At 65.3% G+C, this 17860-nt stretch carries 19 protein-coding genes; 10 read left to right on the top strand and 9 right to left on the bottom strand.

All coding sequences use genetic code 11. The annotated features are described in order from the left end of the window. Window positions 1-4: 4 nt before the first annotated feature. The 3 genes from BMI87_RS03910 (at window position 5) to BMI87_RS03900 (ending at window position 3030) form a co-directional block, all read left to right on the top strand. Window positions 5-1024 carry a TRAP transporter substrate-binding protein gene (locus BMI87_RS03910; RefSeq protein WP_078519827.1) on the top strand — a complete coding sequence of 340 codons (1020 nt, stop codon included), beginning with the start codon at window positions 5-7 and terminating at the stop codon, window positions 1022-1024. A 72-nt stretch (window positions 1025-1096) separates the two neighbouring features. Next, complete coding sequence (locus BMI87_RS03905; protein WP_078519826.1) at window positions 1097-1708, top strand: TRAP transporter small permease subunit; 612 nt, start codon at window positions 1097-1099, stop codon at window positions 1706-1708. Continuing rightward, on the top strand, window positions 1705-3030 hold the full coding sequence (locus BMI87_RS03900; protein ID WP_078519825.1) for a TRAP transporter large permease subunit: 1326 nt from the start codon (window positions 1705-1707) through the stop codon (window positions 3028-3030). The genes BMI87_RS03905 and BMI87_RS03900 overlap by 4 nt, the downstream gene beginning before the upstream one ends. Before the next feature lie 75 nt (window positions 3031-3105). Here BMI87_RS03900 and BMI87_RS03895 read toward each other — a convergent pair whose 3' ends face one another. Next, complete coding sequence (locus tag BMI87_RS03895; RefSeq protein WP_078519824.1) at window positions 3106-4110, bottom strand: LLM class flavin-dependent oxidoreductase; 1005 nt, start codon at window positions 4108-4110, stop codon at window positions 3106-3108. Between the two features lie 149 nt (window positions 4111-4259). On the opposite strand from BMI87_RS03895, the gene BMI87_RS03890 reads away from it, so the two are divergent. Continuing rightward, a complete protein-coding gene (locus BMI87_RS03890; RefSeq protein ID WP_078519823.1) occupies window positions 4260-5063 on the top strand; it encodes a crotonase/enoyl-CoA hydratase family protein in 804 nt (267 codons plus the stop codon). A gap of 59 nt (window positions 5064-5122) precedes the next feature. Next, the gene (locus BMI87_RS03885) at window positions 5123-5632 is read left to right on the top strand and encodes a winged helix DNA-binding protein (RefSeq protein WP_078519822.1); all 510 of its coding nucleotides are present in this window, start codon (window positions 5123-5125) and stop codon (window positions 5630-5632) included. 18 nt (window positions 5633-5650) lie between these two features. On the opposite strand, the gene BMI87_RS03880 is transcribed toward BMI87_RS03885, so the two are convergent. The 3 genes from BMI87_RS03880 to BMI87_RS03870 all read right to left on the bottom strand — a co-directional run bounded on the left by BMI87_RS03880 (window position 5651) and on the right by BMI87_RS03870 (window position 8532). Next, window positions 5651-6952, bottom strand: a complete 1302-nt coding sequence (locus BMI87_RS03880) for a TRAP transporter large permease (protein WP_078519821.1) — start codon at window positions 6950-6952, stop codon at window positions 5651-5653. Window positions 6953-6955: 3 nt separating this feature from the next. Continuing rightward, window positions 6956-7480 (bottom strand): TRAP transporter small permease, encoded by a 525-nt coding sequence (locus BMI87_RS03875; protein WP_078519820.1) that lies wholly within the window; start codon window positions 7478-7480, stop codon window positions 6956-6958. A gap of 86 nt (window positions 7481-7566) precedes the next feature. Beyond that, a complete protein-coding gene (locus tag BMI87_RS03870; RefSeq protein ID WP_078519819.1) occupies window positions 7567-8532 on the bottom strand; it encodes a TRAP transporter substrate-binding protein in 966 nt (321 codons plus the stop codon). A gap of 135 nt (window positions 8533-8667) precedes the next feature. Between BMI87_RS03870 and BMI87_RS03865 the strand changes: the two genes are divergently transcribed. From BMI87_RS03865 to BMI87_RS03855, 3 genes are read left to right on the top strand one after another with little or no spacing between them, the layout of a single operon-like run. Beyond that, entirely contained in the window at window positions 8668-9438 is a 771-nt protein-coding gene (locus tag BMI87_RS03865) for an allophanate hydrolase subunit 1 (RefSeq protein ID WP_078519818.1), read from the top strand. Further along, entirely contained in the window at window positions 9435-10466 is a 1032-nt protein-coding gene (locus BMI87_RS03860) for a biotin-dependent carboxyltransferase family protein (protein ID WP_078519817.1), read from the top strand. Before BMI87_RS03865 ends, BMI87_RS03860 begins: the two co-directional genes overlap by 4 nt. Next, window positions 10459-11217, top strand: a complete 759-nt coding sequence (locus tag BMI87_RS03855) for a LamB/YcsF family protein (protein ID WP_078519816.1) — start codon at window positions 10459-10461, stop codon at window positions 11215-11217. Before BMI87_RS03860 ends, BMI87_RS03855 begins: the two co-directional genes overlap by 8 nt. 36 nt (window positions 11218-11253) lie before the next feature. Here the strand turns inward: BMI87_RS03855 and BMI87_RS03850 are convergent, their stop codons facing one another. Continuing rightward, entirely contained in the window at window positions 11254-12063 is an 810-nt protein-coding gene (locus BMI87_RS03850) for a hypothetical protein (protein WP_078519815.1), read from the bottom strand. A gap of 33 nt (window positions 12064-12096) precedes the next feature. After that, window positions 12097-13152, bottom strand: coding sequence for an AI-2E family transporter (locus BMI87_RS03845; RefSeq protein ID WP_078519814.1), 1056 nt, complete (start codon window positions 13150-13152; stop codon window positions 12097-12099). A 359-nt stretch (window positions 13153-13511) separates the two neighbouring features. Here BMI87_RS03845 and BMI87_RS03840 point away from each other — a divergent pair, with 359 nt between their 5' ends. Together BMI87_RS03840 and BMI87_RS03835 are read left to right on the top strand one after the other, a co-directional pair. Then, on the top strand, window positions 13512-14960 hold the full coding sequence (locus tag BMI87_RS03840) for a trehalose-6-phosphate synthase (protein ID WP_078519813.1): 1449 nt from the start codon (window positions 13512-13514) through the stop codon (window positions 14958-14960). A gap of 1 nt (window position 14961) precedes the next feature. Continuing rightward, window positions 14962-15468, top strand: coding sequence for a hypothetical protein (locus tag BMI87_RS03835; protein WP_146681494.1), 507 nt, complete (start codon window positions 14962-14964; stop codon window positions 15466-15468). Between the two features lie 145 nt (window positions 15469-15613). On the opposite strand, the gene BMI87_RS03830 is transcribed toward BMI87_RS03835, so the two are convergent. The 3 genes from BMI87_RS03830 to BMI87_RS03820 all read right to left on the bottom strand — a co-directional run bounded on the left by BMI87_RS03830 (window position 15614) and on the right by BMI87_RS03820 (window position 17860). Then, window positions 15614-16102, bottom strand: a complete 489-nt coding sequence (locus BMI87_RS03830; RefSeq protein ID WP_078519811.1) for a fasciclin domain-containing protein — start codon at window positions 16100-16102, stop codon at window positions 15614-15616. Between the two features lie 134 nt (window positions 16103-16236). Continuing rightward, window positions 16237-17241, bottom strand: a complete 1005-nt coding sequence (locus BMI87_RS03825) for a DNA topoisomerase IB (RefSeq protein ID WP_078519810.1) — start codon at window positions 17239-17241, stop codon at window positions 16237-16239. Window positions 17242-17287: 46 nt separating this feature from the next. Then, complete coding sequence (locus BMI87_RS03820) at window positions 17288-17860, bottom strand: NTP transferase domain-containing protein (protein ID WP_078519809.1); 573 nt, start codon at window positions 17858-17860, stop codon at window positions 17288-17290.

Below are 17860 nucleotides of genomic sequence, written 5' to 3'. Positions count from 1 at the left end.
CACCATGACGAAACCGATCCGTAAAATCGCCCTCGCGAGCGTCGCCGTCGTGGCGCTGGCCAGCGCCGCGAATGCCGAAACCCACAAGTACAAGTTCCAGAGCTCGGACCCGGCGGGTAACCCGAACTTCGAACTGCAGCAGAACTGGGCGAAGGACCTCGCGGAGCGCACCGACAACCAGATTCAGGTCGAGATGATGCCCGTGGGCTCCGTCGTCGAGCATAACGAGACGCTCGACGCCACCGGCGCCGGCATCATCGACGGCATCGTCACCGACATCTCCTATTTCGCGGGGAAAGACCCGGCCTTCTCGCTGCTGGGTAACCCGGTCGGCGCATGGTCGAGCACCGATCAGCTTCTCGACTTCATGAACAATGGCGGTGGACAGCAACTCGCGAACGACCTGTTCCAGCCCTATGGCCTGCACTACGTCGGCTCGACCACGACGGGCCTCGAGTCGCTCGTCTCGAAAGTGCCGCTCGACGGCGTGGCGGACCTGAAGGGTCTGAAGATGCGCGCGCCGGAAGGTCTCGTGCAGGACGTCTTCGCAGCGGCTGGCGCGGCTCCGGTGAACCTGCCGGGTTCGGAAGTCTACACCGCGCTCGACAAGGGCGTGATCGACGCGGCCGACTACACCGTGTTCTCGACCAACCAGGCGCAGGGCCTCAACGACATCGCGCCGAACCCGGTCTATCCGGGCTTCCACTCGATGCCGCTCGTGGGCGTTGCGATGAACAAGAAGGAATGGGAGTCGCTCTCGCCCGAGCTGCAGAAAGCCTTCGAAGAGTCGGTGAAGCAATTCGCGGACAAGGAAGTCAGCGACCTCGCAGCGGCCGACAAGAAGGCCGTGGCCAAGGCTGAAGAAGGCGGCAAGATCCACATCCACGACTGGTCGGATGAAGAGCGCGCCAAGTTCCGCCGCATCGCGATCACCCAGTGGGAAAAGGTTGCCAAGAAGTCGGACAAGGCGCTGCACGTCTATGACGTCCTGACCGACTACCTGAAGAAGAACAACCTTCTCTGATCTCCTATCGGTGCGGGGCTGCGATCGCGGCCCCGCATCTTTTCCAGTTTTCTGACAGCAGCGGTTTTTGCAATGTCACAACCCGAGAATAACGGGGTGGATCACCCCGCACATGATCCGCACACGCCGGAACCGGTGCAGACCGAGGACGAGGCGGCGACCATCCCCGAAGCGGGCATCCTCGGCCGCGCGATCAACGCGGTGGGCATCGTCTTCGCGCTCGGCATCATCGCCTCCGCGCTGATCCTCCTGAACGAGGTCGTGCTGCGCTACGGCTTCGACAGCCCGACGATCTGGGCGCATGAGACGACGATCTTCCTCTGCGCGATGGCCTTCGTCTATGGCGGGCTCTACTGCGTCGTGCGCAACAGCCATATCCGCGTGGTGCTGATCTACGACATGGTCACCGGCCGGGCGAAGCGCATCCTCGACGCGATCATCTCGTTGATCTGCCTGTTCGCGGCCGGCTTCTTCGCCTGGGCCGCCTACGGCATGGTGATGAAGGCGACCTTCCGCCCCGGTGGCGATGTCCATTTCGAGACCTCGGGCAGCGCCTGGGATCCGCCATTCCCGGCCTATCTCAAGATTTTCCTTCTCGTGGTGCTCTGCCTCATGGTTGTGCAATTCATCATCATGGCGGTGAACTACCTGCGCGGCGCCTTCGCATCGGAGGCGGGTAAATGATCGAACATCTTCTGAGTTTCGACCTCTCTGCGCTGGGTATCGGCTATGGGACGGTTCTACTGTTCGCGCTGTTGATCGGTCTTCTGCTGACCGGCATGCCGCTGGCCTTCGTGACGCTGCTCGTCGCGCTGATCTTCGCGCTTGGCTGGTTCGGGCCGATGGCGGTGCCGCTGATCACCAGCCGCGTCTATTCCTTCGTCTCGAGTTTCGTCTTCGTCTCGGTGCCGATGTTCGTGATGATGGCGGCGTTGCTGGACCGATCGGGCATCGCGCGCGATCTGTTCGAGGCGATGAAACTCGTTGGCGGCCGGATGCGCGGCGCGGTGGCGGTGCAGACGATCTTCGTCTCGGTCATCCTCGCGGCAATGTCGGGTATCATCGGCGGCGAAATCGTGCTGCTGGGTCTTCTGGCCCTGCCACAGATGATCCGTCAGGGTTATGACCGCAAGCTCGCCATCGGCGTGATCTGCGCGGGCGGCTCGCTGGGCACGATGGTGCCGCCGTCGATCGTTCTGATCATCTATGGCCTGACCGCAAACGTCTCCATCGGTGACCTGTTCACCTCGGCCTTCATACCGGGCTTCATGCTCGCGGCCTTCTACGTGATCTTCGTGATCATCCGGGTGAAGCTGAACCCCGATCTGGCCCCCATGCCGGAGCCCGACGACCGTCCGTGGTCCGAAAAGATCAAGCTGCTGAAAGGCCTGATCCTGCCTGTGCTGGTGATCGGTTTCGTGCTGGGCTCGATCTATGGCGGGATCGCCTCGGTGACTGAGGCCTCGGCGCTCGGTGTGGCGGGCGTGATGCTCTCGACGATCATCCGAGGCGAGCTGACGCTCTCGATGCTCAAAGGGGCGGCGCTGCAGACGCTCGCGACCTGCGGGATGATCGTCTGGATCGGCATCGGCGCCTCGGCTCTGGTCGGCGTGTTCAACCTGATGGGCGGGATCGATTTCGTGTCGTCGCTGCTGAAAGGCGTGTCGGACACCCCGATCATCGTGATCCTGACGATGATGGCGATCCTGTTCTTCCTCGGCATGTTCCTCGATTGGGTGGGGATCGCGCTTCTGACGATGCCGATCTTCGTGCCGATCGTGAAAGACCTCGGCTATGACCCGGTCTGGTTCGGCGTGGTCTTCGCGATGAATATGCAGGTGAGCTTCCTGTCGCCGCCCTTCGGGCCAGCCGCGTTCTACCTGAAATCGGTCGCCCCGAAGGACATCTCTCTGGGCGAGATCTTCCGCTCGCTGCTGCCCTTCATCGCGATCCAGATCTTCGCGGTGGGGCTGCTGGTGGCCTTCCCGGCGATCACCGGGCACTGAAGCGAAACGGATCGAAACGAAAAGAGGCGGGCTTTCGGGGCCGCCTCTTTGTATGTCTGAGTGTCGCGCCGTGCCTCAGGCCGCGGCGGGTTGCTCGCGAAATTCGCTCAGGACCTCGGCGGCGATCTTGAAGGACTTCTGACGCGCATCCGCGTCGTGGATCATCCCGGTCACCATCAGCTCGTCGGGCTCGTATTGCGCGATCAGGCGCGCCAGATCATCGCGCACCTTGTCCTTGGATCCCGTGGCCGAGCAGGACAGCGCGCGCTGCACCTGAACCATCATCTGCGGCGGTACTTCGGACAGATCGTCGGTCGGGTGCGGCAACTTGCCTGGCATACCCGAGCGCAGCCGCGCGAAGGCCAGCACCTGAGACGAGCGCAGATATTGCGCCTCCTCATCCGTGTCGGCGGCGAAGACCCCTGCGGCCATCATCGCGTAAGGCTTGTCGAGATGGACCGACGGGCGGAAGCTCCGGCGATAGATGTCGAGCGCGTCGCCCAGCATGTCGGGCGCGAAATGCGACGCGAAGGCGTAGGGCAGGCCGAGATAGGCGGCAAGCTGCGCGCCGTAGAGGCTCGAGCCGAGGATCCAGATCGGGACATGGGTGCCTGCGCCCGGAATGGCGCGCACCCGGAAAGTCTCGGCCTCGTCGCTGAAATAGGCGAGCAGCTCCTGTACGTCCGCAGGGAACGTGTCCTCGGGCGACATGTTGCGGCGCAGCGCGCGGGCGGTGCCGCCATCGGTGCCGGGCGCGCGGCCCAGACCGAGGTCGATCCGGTCGGGATAAAGCGTGGCCAGCGTGCCGAACTGCTCGGCGATCACTAGCGGCGCGTGGTTGGGCAGCATGATGCCGCCCGCACCGACGCGCATCGTCTTGGTCACCGAGGCGACATGGCCGATCAGCACCGAGGTCGCGGCGCTCGCGATGCCGGGCATGTTGTGATGCTCGGCCAGCCAGAAGCGGTGATAGCCCGCGTCTTCGGCCATCCGGGCCAGATCGGCCGTTCCCGCCAGCGCATCGGCTGCGGTCTTGCCTTCGGGCACGGGCGACAGATCGAGAAGTGAGAATTGCTGCATGGGGAACCTCCGTCGGGGCAGAGCTAGCGCGCCGCGCAGTGCTGTCCAACGCCGCGCGGCAGTTGATCCCTGACTTATGACCCCGCGTTCCGCTTTGCGAGGGGGCGGCGGGTCTGCATAGTGCGCAGACCTAAGCGAGGAGGATGGACATGGCCGACCCGGTGCAGATTTCGGTAAGCGCGCAAGGCGTGGCGGAGGTGACCCTCAACCGCCCCGAAAAGAAGAACGCCTGGACCTTGGAGATGTTCGACGCGCTGGCTGACGCGGCACAGAGCCTGTCGCAGCAAAAGGGTCTGCGCGCGGCGATCTTGAGCGGCGCGGGCGGCTGTTTCTCGGCCGGGCTCGACCTGACCGTGATGCAAAGCTTCGCCGCCGATCTGGCGGGGGTGAAGGCGCAGATGGCCGAACGCGATGCGCAGGGCGCGAACCGCTTTCAGCGCCCGGTGACACGATGGGCCGAGCTGCCCGTGCCGGTGATCGCCGCGATCGAGGGCGTGGCCTTCGGGGCGGGGATGCAGCTGGCTCTGGGCGCGGATTTCCGGATCGCTGCGCCCGATGCGCGGCTGTCGATCATGGAGGCGAAATGGGGGCTGATCCCCGATATGGGCATCTCGCAGAGCCTGCCGAAACTGACCCGCGCCGACGTCGCGAAAGAGCTGATGATGACGGGCCGGGTGCTGGAGGCCGAGGAGGCGCAAGCGCTGGGGCTGATCACACGCGTGGCCGAGAGCCCGCTGCAGGCGGCGCGCGACATGGCCGCCGAATTCGCTCTGCGCTCCCCGGAGGCGCTGGCGGCGAGCAAGGCGCTGGCGGAGACGGCATGGACGATGCCGCCCGGCGACGGGCTGGCGCTGGAAGCCGAGCTGCAGGCCGAGATCATCGGCGGTCCCGCGCAGATGGAAATGGTGATGGCGAACCTGCAAAAGCGCCCGCCGAATTTCTCTCAAGGATAGAATGTCAGCGAAATGTCTATAAGGTGAGGGCGTAAACGCACGAAAGGAGAGCGCCACTCATGCCCGCAGGAGAACGCCGCATCGTCTCATCCCGCCATCTGGCCGAAGGGCCGGGCTGGGAAGCCTCGGAATTCGAATACGGGATGATCATCGCCTACAACTCCTTCGCGCGATGGATGCAGCGCTGCATGGCGGCTTCGGGGATGGAGCTGTCGCCGCTCGAAATCCTCGTGCTGCACAACACGAACCACCGCGACCGCGAAAAGCGGCTCAACGACATCACTTTCCTTCTGAATATCGAAGACACGCATACGGTCAATTATGCGCTGCGCAAGCTGTTGAAGCTGGGTCTGCTGGATTCCGAAAAGCGCGGCAAGGAAGTGTTCTACCGCACCTCGGAAGGCGGGCGCGAGCTGTGCGAACGCTATCGCAAAGTGCGCGAGGAATGCCTGCTCGAGCCGATCCAGAAAGGCGGCATGGCGGGCGAGGATCTGCGTGAGATCGCCTCGGCCCTGCGGGTGCTCTCGGGCTATTACGATCAGGCGAGCCGCGCGGCCTCGTCGCTCTGAGGCCGCGCGTCGGTTCGGTCAGTTGCCCATCAGCGAGGGCAGGTAGGTTACGATCCCCGGCACCAGCGTGATCAGCAGGACAGCCAGCAACAGCAGCCCAAAGAAGGGCAGCGCCGCGCGGGCGACCTTGAGGATGTTGTAGCCTGTCAGGCCCTGTATCACGAAGAGGTTGAAGCCCACGGGCGGGGTGATCTGGCTCATCTCGACGACCAGCACGAGGTAGATGCCGAACCACAGCGGGTCGATCCCCGCGGCCTCCACCATCGGCAGGATGATCGAGGTGGTCAGCACCACGACCGAGATTCCGTCGAGGAAGCAGCCCAGCAGGATGAAGAACACCGTCAGCACTGCAAGCAGCGCGGTGGGCGACAGACCGAAGGTGCCGATCCACGCCGCGAGGTTGCGCGGGATGCCGGTGAACCCCATCGAGACCGACAGCACCGAGGCCGCCAGCAGGATGAAGGCGATCATCGCGCTGGTGCGGGTGGCCGAGAACAGCGCCTCTTTGAAGTCGCGCCAGCGGAAGCTGCCCGTCGCCATCGCAAGGATCACCGAGAAGACCACGCCCACGGCAGCCGCATCGGTGGGCGAGGCGACACCGGTATAGATCGAGCCGATCACGCCGCCGATCAGGATCACGATCGGGATCAGGCGACGCGAGGCCCGCAGCTTCTCGCGCAGGTTCAGGGTGATGTCCTCGCGCGGGATCGACGCAGGGTTCATCCAGGCGCGCAGCGCGACATAGCCGCCGAACAGGCTCACCAGCATCAGCCCCGGCAGGATGCCCGCGATGAAGAGGCGCGCGATGGATTGCTCGGTCGCGACGCCATAGACGATCAGGATCACCGAGGGTGGGATCAGGAAGCCAAGCGTAGCCGAGCCCGCCAGCGTGCCGAGGATCAGGCTTTCGGGATAGCCGCGGCGGGTGAGCTCGGGCACCGACATCCGCCCGATCGTGGCCGCCGTCGCCGCGGACGAGCCCGAAACGGCGGCGAAGATCGCACAGCCCAGCACGTTCACATGCAGCAAGCGGCCCGGCGCGCGGCCCAGCCACGGGGCGAGGCCGGAGAACATATCCTCGGACAGGCGCGAGCGGAGCAGGATTTCTCCCATCAGGATGAACAGGGGCAGAGCCGCCAGCGGCCAGCTATGGCTGTGGCCCCAAAGCGTGGTCGCCATCACCAACCCGGTCGGCGCGCCGGAGAAAAAGGCCAGCCCCGCCAGCGCCACGATCAGCAGCGACAGTGCCACCCAGACGCCGCCCGCAAGCAGCACCAGAAGTAGCCCCAGAAGAATTGCGAAGGTCATCGGATCGGACATGGTTTACTCCGAAACATCATCGACGAGCACGGGGCGCTTGGCGCGGAGGCTCTCGATCAGCGTGTCGAGGAAGGCGAGCGCCAAAAGGCCCAGCCCTACCACCATCGTGCATTGCGGGATCCAGATCGGGATCGCGACGATGCCGGTGGACATATCGCCGTAATGCAGGCTCTCGAGCATCAGCGAGGTCGCGAACCACACAGCATAGGCGCTGGCCGCGAAGCCAAGCGCGAGCGCCACGATCTCGGCGACCCATTGGCTGCGCGCGGGCAGGCGGGTCAGCACGAGATTGACGCGGATATGGCTGCCGTGGCGCAGCGTATGGGCCAGCGCCATGAAGCTTGCCGTCGCGAGGAAGTAGCCCGCGAAATCGGCATAGGAGGGGATCGTGTAGGAGAGGGCGGGGCCGCCCAGACGGGCGAGCACGTTCAGCCCGACCTGTGCCGTGACCAGCAGGCAGATCGCGAGGATCGAGACGGCCGCGATCCCTCCGGACAGAAGATAGACCTGATCGAGCAGGCGACGCATGGCGAAAGCTCCGAACGCTTGAAATGGGGATGAGCATCGAAAAAGGCCCTCCCGCGCGGGACGCGGAAGGGCCGGATCGGGCGGGCTCAGTTGCCCTGATAGGCCTTGAGCACCTCAAGCGCGTCGGGGCTGGCTTTCTCTTTCCAATTGGCCAGCATCTCGTCGCCGATCTTCTTCAGCCCTTCTTCCAGCTCGGGGCTCGGATCGACGATCGCCATACCGTTTTCCTTCATCACAGCGGTCTTCTCGGCGGCCTCTTTCTGCGACATTTCCCAACCGCGCGTCTGCGCGGTGGCGGCGGCATCCATCACGGCCTTCTGCTCGTCTTCGCTCAGACGGTCGAAGGCGCGCTTGTTCACCACGACGATGTTCTTGGGCAGCCAAGCGTCGATCTTGGTGTAGGTGTCGACGAAGTCCCACGCCTTGGAGTTCGCACCGGTCGAGGGCGAGGTGATCATCGCCTGCAGCTGACCGGTCGAGAAGGCCTGCGGAATGTCGACAGCTTCGACCTGCACGGGCGCGGCCTTCGCGAGCGTCGCAAACTCTTCGAGCGCCGGGTTGTAGGCGCGGAAGCGCAGCCCCGCGAGGTCGTCCACGGACTTGATCTCGCCATTGGTATAGAGGCCCTGCGCCGGCCACGGCACCGAGAACAGCGGCATCAGGCCCTGCTTGTCGAGCAGCTTGGTGATGACGGGCTTCTGCGCCTCCCACAGCTTTTCGGCCTGATCGTAGCTGGTGGCGAGGAAGGGCTGGCTGTCGACGCCGAAAGCCAGATCCTCGTTCGAGAGCGTCGAGAGGAAGAATTCCCCAAGCGGCACCTGACCCGAGCGCACGGCGTTCTTGATCTCGGAATGCGGGAAGAGCGAGCCCGCCGAATGCACCTTGATCTCCAGTTTGCCGTCGGTCGCTTTTGACACGTCCTCGGCGAAATCGCGGATGTTCACGGTGTGGAAGGTGGTGTCGCCATAAGGCGTCGGCATGTCCCAGGTCTGCGCCTGAACGGCCGTGCCCAGCCCCAGCGCAACCGCGAAGCTTGCAGCAAATCTGATCATATCTCTCTCCTGTCGGGTCGCGGCGGAATTCGTGTCCGCCTCCTTTTCATAACGTTGACAAATTGTCAGTAAAATGAAATCAAAGTCAACGATAAGTTTCAAAATCGCGGTCTGAGCCATTGGAGATGCCCTGACATGACGCTCGAAGAAGCATTGCGGCCCGGAACGGCCCAAGCGCATCGGCCGCAGATTTTGCCGGCGGGCGGGAACGGGCTGCTCGTGCGGTTCGCGCTGGTCGCAGAGCCGCGCGCGATCGCGGCGGCGCAGAGCTTTCATCAGCGCGTGACGGAGAGCGATCTGCCCGGCCTGCGCGAAATCGTCCCGAGCCTCGTGTCGGTTCTGCTGCGCTTCGATCCGGAGGCGGTAACGCGGGCCGAGATGGCCCAGCGGCTGGAGACCCTGCTGTCCGAGGCCGATTGGCTGAGTGCGGCGCCGCATCCCGCGCAGCGCGTCTGGCATTTGCCCGTGGCGTTCGGCGGCGACCACGGTCCCGATCTGGAAGAGGCGGCGAAGCTTGCGGGTCTTTCCCCTCAAACGGCCATCGACGAGATCACCGCGACCCCCCTGAGTATCCTCGCCATCGGCTTCGCGCCCGGTCAGCCCTATCTCGGCCTTCTGCCCGAGCATTGGAATCTCGCGCGCCGGTCCGAGCTGAACCCGCGCGTTCCGAAAGGCGCGCTCTGCGTGGCGGTGCGCCAACTGGTCCTGTTCGCGAATGCGTCGCCCACCGGCTGGCATCAGATCGCGCAGACGGCCTTCGACGTATTCCGCCCTGACCAATCCGACCCCGTGCCGCTGCATGCGGGCGACGAGGTTCGCCTCGCGCCGGTCTCCGGCACCGAAATGGACGCGCTTTTGAAAGCGGGCGATCCGATGGGCGGCGCGCACTGCGAGGTGCGGTCATGAGCGGCGGATCGGTGATCCTGCGCGCCCTGGGACCAAGCGTGAGCGTGCAAGATATGGGCCGCCCCGGCCGCATGGCGCAGGGCATCTCGCGCGGCGGCGCGGTCGATCCGCTGGCACTGGTCGAGGCGGCGGCGCTACTGGGATCGCGCAGCCCGCTTTCTGCGCTGGAGATGGCGGTGAGCGGCGGACGGTTCGAGGTCACCGCGCCGACGCGGATCGCGCTGACCGGGGCGCCGATGCAGGCGGAGCTTGACGGACGCCCCCTGCGCTGGGGCGCGAGCCACAGAATGGAACCGGGCGAGGTGCTGTCGATCGGTGCCGCGCGAGCAGGCATGTTCGGCTATCTCACCTTCGCGGGCGGGATCGAGACGCCCGAGGTTCTGGGCAGTCGCTCGGCCCATCTAGCCGCCGGGATCGGATCGGCGCTGGATTCGGGCGCGCGCCTGCCGCTGGGCGTCGACCCCGAGCCTGATGCGCCCGCGATGGTTCTCACGCAGGACGACCGTTTCTCGGGTGGCACGCTGCGGATCATCCCGGGGCCGCAGACGGGCCTGTTCGACGAGGATACCTTCGCGCGACTTTCCACGACCGAATTCACCCGCGCGCGGCAGGGCAACCGTCAGGGCGTGGCGCTCGAGAGCGATGCGCTTGCGCTGACTTCGGACAAGGCCAAGGGGCTCGCCTCGGACGTGATCTTCGAGGGCGATATCCAGATGACCGGGGCGGGCACGCCCTATGTGCTGCTCGCCGAATGCCAGACCATCGGCGGCTATCCTCGGATTGGCACCGTGCTGCCCTGCGATCTGCCGCGCGTAGCCCAGGCCGCGCCGGGGACGAAGCTGCGGTTCAAAGCCGTGACGTTGGACGAGGCCGACGCGCTGGCGCCGCGCTGGGAGACGCAACTGCAGGCGCAACGCGCCAAGCTGCGCCCGCTGATCCGCGATCCGCACGACATCCATGACCTGCTCGGCTACCAATTGATCAGTGGCGTGACGGTAGGGCGCGAGTTGGAGGAAGAGAATGGCTAAGATCGACCTGAACGCCGATATCGGCGAAAGCTTCGGCCCGTGGGTCATGGGCAACGACGCGGCGCTGATGGAGGTGATCTCCTCGGCCAATGTCGCCTGCGGGTTCCACGCGGGCGATCCGGATGTGATGGCGCAGACGATGCGCGCGGCGGTGGCCAATGACGTCGGCATCGGCGCGCATCCGGGCTTTGCCGATCTGCAGGGCTTTGGGCGTCGTCGCCTTAACCTCAGCGCCGAGGAACTGACCAATCTGGTGACCTATCAACTGGGCGCGGCGCAGGCGATGGCCCGCGCGGCGGGCGGCGCGGTGCGGCATTTCAAGCTGCACGGGGCGCTGTCGAACATGGCCTCGGAGAATGCCGAGATCGCCCGCGCCTGCTATGCAGCGGCGCTGAGGGTGCAGCCCGACATCATCCTCGTCGTGCTGCCGCAAACCGCGATGGAGCAGGTCGCGCGCGACTTGCAGGCCAATTGGGCGGGCGAGATTTTCGCCGACCGCGCCTATGAGGACGACGCCTCGCTGGTGTCGCGCTCAAAACCCGGTGCGGTGCTGCATGACGCCGAAGAGGTCGGCGCGCGGATCGAGACGATGCTGCGCAAGGGTGCAATCGTGACCGCGTCGGGCAAGGAAATCCCCTGCAAGATCGACACGGTCTGCCTGCATGGCGACGGGGCGGAGGCGCTGGCGATGGCGCGCGCGCTGCGCGGGCATCTGACCGGGGCCGGGTTCGAGATCGCGCGTTTCGGCTAAGGCCGGTCTGCGGTCAGATCATTCGCGCGCATCGCATCACGCGCGGCCCGTCATGTCCTGTGGGCACAGATCGTGGCGCTTCGCCCAATGCAGGAGCGTGTCGTCGAACTTCTCGGGCGGCACGCCTTCGAGCCCGGGAAATTCATGCAAGATGATCCGCAGCGCGCGGCGCTGATCCTCCGTGAGCCGGTCGTCGTGCCAGAGCCGATAGATGCCGCGCGGGAGGCGGCGTTCGGGTCTCGCGGTGCTGTAGAACAGCGCGAAGGGAATGGATTTCACCTGCGCCACGTAGCTTGATAATTGCGGCAGGAACTGCCCGGTGAACTCGTCGGAGCCGGGCGGGAAGACCTCGGCCAGCGCCATCACCGCACGGCCCTGCGCCGCCGCCTGCGTGGTGGAGAAAACGAAGCTCACCGCGAGCGTCAGCACCAGCATCCCTGTTACCCCTGTGATGACCGAGATCAGCGACCAGCCGGTGCCTGCGGGCGTCGCGTAGCCCCCACCCAGCGTCGAGAGCAGATGCCCCGCATAAGAGAGGCTGTCACCGAAGCTCGCCGCGGGGAGCCCCTTGGTCGTCTCCAAAGATCGGGTCGTGGCGAAGAAGATCAGGCTCCAGCCGAAGGCGACCATGATGATCCAGACGCCGCCGAGCCATGCCATCGTCACCGGGCCGCAGATACGATGCGCGATCCGCGTGTGCCCGAAGCTCCGGATGCGCTTGAAGCCGAACCGCGCGATGGCCAGCGAGATCGCCCCGGACTGCCCCGCACCGAGCGCGCAGAGCAGAATATCCCAAAGCGAGATCGCAACGATGGCGGCGCCGAGGAGGATCAGGAAAGTCGTCAAAACGGGCTCCGGAAGTTGGAAAAGAGTGTGCGGTCAGGCGGTCTCGGGCCTGACCAGCGGCAGGTAGTGGCGCCGGGTCATCATCATCAGAATGGCCAGCAGCGGGGTTGCCAGCGCAAGGCCGAGCAGGCCGAAGAGGCTCCCCATCAAAAGCTGGAAGGCGATAATCAGGGCCGGGGGCAGCGACATCGCCTTTTCCTGAATCTGCGGCGTGATCAGGTTGCTCTCGAGCGCCTGCACCGCGAGGTAGAGGACCGCGACCCAAAGCATCGTCATCGGGCTGACCGTCAGGCCCATCGCCAAGGCGGGGATCGCCGACAGGACCGGGCCGATATTCGGAATGAAGGTCAGAAGCCCTGCGAGGATCGCGAGGATCGCCGCCAGCGGTACGTTCAGTAGCCACAGCCCGACAAAGGTCAGCAGGCCGATCACCGTCATTGAGATCAGCTGCGCAAACAGCCAGCCCGACAGCGCAGCCCAGCCGGTCGCGAAGCTCGCGACGACCCAGTCACGCTTGGAGGCGGGGAAGAGTGCTGCAATCCCGCGCCGGTACAATTGCGGCTCCACCGCGCCATAGACGCCGATGAACAGGATCAGCATCGCGTTCCCGATCACGCCGATCGACATCATCACGGTCGTGGCGGCCCCCTTGCTCGACGGCGCGATCGAACCGAGGTCGATCGAACGCGTGATCGAATGCAGCCAGCCATGCGAGTCGATGAAATCCTGCACCTGTTTCATCGCCTTGGGCAGGGCGGTCGTAAGCTGGTCGAGCTGATCGGACAGGCCCTGCGCGGCATAGAGAAAGAAAAGAACCGCAAGGCAGACCAAGATGATCGAATAGAGCGCGAGCCCCCAGCCTTCGCGGATGTGCAGCCTGCGCGCGATGGCGTTGCCGCCCATCCGCAGGAAGACCGCGACCAGAAGTCCGGCGAAGACCAGCAGCAGGATGTCGGGCGCGATCAGCACCAGAAGTGCAAAGATCGCGATCGGCAGCCAGAAGGCGATCCGCTCACGCGAGGCCTTCGCGCGCAGTCCGGCCGGCTTGGGGTCCGCATGGTCGACGCGATGCGGTCCGGGGTCTGACATGGTGCTCTCCGTCGCGGCTTGTGTCGTGTGACAGGCCAACCTGTCGCGCGCGCCGTGGTTCCGTGCCCAAAGCGCGTCGCGGCGGAGAAATTGTTACCCGCCATGTGTCCGGCGCCGCATGCGCGCGAGCTGGGAGAGATGTCACAAAACATCGCGGAAGGGCTTGAAAATGTGTAAAAAAATGCATCCCGGTGAGCCGGTTGATTGTCTTATGTTAAAGATATGAACTTTTTTCGGCCGAGAGGCTGTTTTCGCCCTCAGAGAGAGGAACTGCCATGCGTAAGGAGGAGTTGCTCGGGCGAAACATCCCAACAGGGACAAATTCATTCAGCCGCCCAATTTCGGAGGTCTCTTTCGCCATGTCCGCCCGCCTCATCGTCGTCTCCAACCGTATCCCTTCCGAGGCCACGCCCTCGGGCGGGCTCGTGGTGGCGCTGCATGAGGCGCTGCGTGAGAAAGGCGGCATCTGGATCGGGGCGCATCCCGAGACGGGCCCCGAAGAGCCCACCCTTATCGATATGGGAGGCACCCAATATGACAAGCTCGCCTTCCGACTGACCGAGGAAGACCGCGCGGCCTATTACCTGGGATTCGCGAATTCCGTGCTCTGGCCGATCGCGCATCACCGCACCGATCTGGTCGAGATCAATCGCAGCTTCGACGAGGGCTACCTGCGCGTGAACCGTCGGATCGCCGAGCAGATGGCCGAGGTGATCTCGCCCGAGGACCACATCTGGATTCACGACTACCATTTCTTCCCGCTGGCGGAGGAACTGCGCAGGTTGGGTGTGACCAACCGCATCGGCTTCTTCCTGCATATTCCTTTCCCCAACATCACCGATCTCGATGTGTTGCCCGACCCGCCCGCCTTCGCGCGCTGGCTGGCGCATTACGATCTGGTCGGCCTGCAGACGCGGGCTGACGTGGCGCGATGCCTCGAGATGTTCCGCGCCGATCCGAGGGCAGAAATGCTGCCCAACGGCGCGATCAAATTCGGCGCGCAGGAGGTGTCCGTCCGGTCTTTCCCGATTGGCATTTCAGCTGAGAGCTTCGCCCGGGCGGCGCAGGACTGCGCGCCGCCGCCCGCGCACGAATTGTTTGGCGACGCCTATGTCATCGGCGTCGACCGGCTCGACTACTCCAAGGGCTTGCCGCAGCGCTTCCGCGCGTTCGAGCGCTATCTGGAGACCTACGACACGGGGCCGCGCGCCTCGCTGGTGCAGATTGCGCCACCCTCGCGCGAAAGCGTGCGGGCCTATCAGGAGATCACCGCCGATCTGCAGCAGATCGCGGGGCAGGTGAACGGGCGCTTCGGCGAGGTCCATTGGGCGCCGATCCGCTTCCTGCACCGCCCGGTGCCGCGCGACGAGATCGCGGGGCTGCTGCGTGGCGCACGGGCGGCACTTGTGACCCCGCTCGCCGACGGGATGAACCTCGTGGCGAAGGAATATGTCGCAGCGCAGGACCCGGACGATCCGGGCGTATTGGTGCTGTCGCGCTTCGCGGGCGCCGCCGAGGACATGACCGAGGCGCTGCTGGTCAATCCGCATGACGTCGACGAGACCGCCACGGCGATCCGTCGTGCTCTGACGATGCCGCTGAAGGAACGTCAGGCGCGCCACGCCGCCTGCCTGAAGGTGGTGGAGGCGACCGATACCGGCGCCTGGGCGCGCAGCTTCCTCGATCAGCTCGCCGCCTGCACACCCGCTTTGCGCATTACCGGACGCGCCGCCGAATGGCTGCGCGGCGAAGAGGGCCGGGAATTCGACCCCGCCGCGCATCGCTCTATCTCTAAGGAGGAGGTCTGATATGACTATGATGTCACGAAATATGGAGATGACCGCGTCGGAGGAGGGCGCGCTCGTCTTGATGCTGCACCCCGGAAATTGCGATCTCGATTGCCATGGAGCGTTCATCGAGGCTCTCAAGGGCGATCGCGCGCATATCGTTTGCCTGTCTCAGGAAGGCGGCGGGCGTGGCGAGCTGATCGCCCGGCTTGGTGCCTGTGGCGCAACGCCGATCTGTGCGTCGTTCCTGACCTATGAAGATGGGGCGCTGTCCGATCCCGAGGAGCATGGTTCGATCGCGCATGTGCTGTCCTACATCATGCAGGCGCACAATCTCACGCGGATTTTCGTGCCCAAGCACAATGGCGATCATGCGTGTCACGCCGCAATCGAGGCGATCGCGCAGAACCTGTCGCGGATGACCGATGCGCCGGTCATTCATGAAGATAACCTGCCGCGCCAGAGCGAGGCCGTGCCGGGCAGCGGCGATCCGAGCGGAAGCGACTCCCTTCTGAGCGCCCACGCCTGACCGGGTCCGATCCGCGCCCTCGCGGCCCGCCTGAAAAAGAAACCGCCCGCACATCCGAAGCTGCGCGGACGGTCCGAGGTCGATCTGCCGTGAGGGGGACCTTCCGACAGACCTCCCCGTCACTTGGGCGTTTCACATAAGCCCATCACTCGGGCATGATCACCTTGTCGATCACATGGATCACGCCGTTGCTGGCTTCGATATCGGCCTGCGTGACGCTGGCTTCATCGACCATCACGGCGGGGTCGGTTTTCACCGTAATTTCCGAGCCCTGCACGGTCTCTGCCATCATCCCGTCGCTCAGATCGCCAGACATCACTTTGCCGGGCACGACGTGATAGGTGAGGATCGACGTCAGCGTGTCCTTGTTCTCGGGTTTGAGCAGATCGTCGACCGTGCCTTCGGGCAGGGCTGCAAAAGCCTCGTCGGTGGGTGCGAAGACGGTGAAGGGGCCTTCTCCCTTGAGCGTTTCAACGAGACCAGCGGCCTGCACGGCGGCCACGAGCGTCTCGAAGCTGCCAGCGTTCACGGCGGTGTCGACGATATCCATTCCGCCATGATTGTCGGCATGGGCGGGGGCGGAAACGAGCGCGGTCCCGGCGAGGACTGCGGCCATGAAGGTTCTTCTCAGCATTCTCTTTCTCCCTGTGTTGGATCGTGGGCAGATCCGGTGGTGGATCATGCAGGAGATACGGGAGATGGGGCGATATGGATCACGCGGCGCTCGCGAATTCGCACCGAAGCGTGAGGTGGCGTGGACCGGGGCGCTCAGCGCATGCCGCCGTCGAGAAGGTGAAGCAGTTGCGCCTCGGCCTTGCGCAGCCCGTCCACCGCAGGGGCGGTCTGCGCGAGGGCGGAAAGTGCCTCCGGCTCTGCCTCGCTCAGCGCGATCACCTGCGGGTGGATGTAGGAATTTCGCGCGATCGTGGGGGTGTTGTGCAGCCGCTCAGAGGCGGCGTCGGCCATCGCCTTGATCGTCACCCGTCCATCGGCCGCCTGACGCAGCGCGGCCTCCAAGGCTGCCGCCGATCCGTTCCACGTGCGGAAGGTCTTTGCGGTGAGCCCCTCGGCGCCGGTGCGGTCGGCGAGGAACGCGTTCACCTCTTCCGAGCGCACCGAATGCGGGTCGCCATCCTCGTCGACCCAGGTGATCAGCTCCGCGCCCGGCAGGTCGTCGAGCTTCGTCAGCGCGCGCTCCAATGTCCGGTCGCGCAGCTCGCTTTCGATCTTCGTGCCGCCCTTACCGGTAAAGGCCAGTCGCAGCGTGCCGCCGTCGAGCGTCATATGCGCCCCGCGCAGCGTGGTCGCCCCGAAGCTGCGGTTCTCGCGCGCATAATCGGCATTGCCGACCCGGATCGCGGCGCGGTCCAACAGGGCGAGGACTGCGGCCAGCGCGAAGGCCCGATCCCCGGGGTCATGGCCGCGCAAATCGCTCAGGATCGCCCGGCGCAGACGCGGCAGGACGGTGCCGAATTCCGCGAGCCGGTTGAACTTCCTCTGCGACCGAAACTCGGTCCAGTCCGGGTGATAGCGATATTGCTTGCGCGCCCGCGCGTCGCGGCCCGTCGCCTGCAGATGGCCGTTCTGCCGCGGGCAAATCCAGACATCTTCATAGGCGGGCGGCACGGCCAGTGCCTCGATCCGTTTGCGCTCGGTGCCGCGCGCGATGGTCGTCCCGTCAGGGGCCATATAGGAAAACCCGCGCCCGCAACGCCTGCGCGTGATGCCGGGTCGGTCATCGGGATAATAGACGAGATCGGGCAGGTCTTTCATGGAGCAAAAACGCCGGGCGTATCGGCGCAGTTCCCGTTCCGCAGGCCTATTGTGGGGCGTTGCGAAGATCTTCAGGCCGGTCGATATCGCGGAGCGTGCCGGGCGGTAGCGCAACGCGTCGCAGATCAGGGGCGCGGCGCAACAACGCCCCGGCGCCCCGGTCGCCCGTCAGCCGCAAAGCCGCACCGAACAGCCTGCGCGGGATCAGCGCCGGGGGCGCGAGGCGACCGCCCGAAGTGGCCATCGCCGGATGGGGGCCGGGTGTCTTGAGAAGCTGGCGCAGATGCGCGCGCGAGACTTCGGGCATATCGCCGAGGACGATTAGCAGATGGCTCGCGCCACTGGCTTGAGCGGCGTGGATCGCGCGGTGCAGGCTCGCGCTCTGGGCGCGCCTCGCTCCGATGCAGAGAAGGTCGAGCCTCGCGCCGCGTAGCTCTTTCGGCAATCGCGGACTGCGCGTGATCGCAGCGCGTCGGTGAAGACCAAGACCTTGGAGCTTTTTCGCTGCGCGCAGCACAAGCGCGGCCTCTCCGCCCGCGCGCGCGGCCAGCTTATCCCGCGCGCCGAAGCGCCGCGACGCGCCCGCCGCCAGGACCACGCCCATGATCTTGCGCGTCAA

It is taken from the genome of Thioclava sp. F28-4, from assembly GCF_002020045.1.
Lineage (GTDB): Bacteria > Pseudomonadota > Alphaproteobacteria > Rhodobacterales > Rhodobacteraceae > Thioclava > Thioclava sediminum.
The sequence above is the reverse complement of the archived record's forward strand: the minus strand, read 5'-3'. Positions and strand labels throughout refer to the sequence as shown.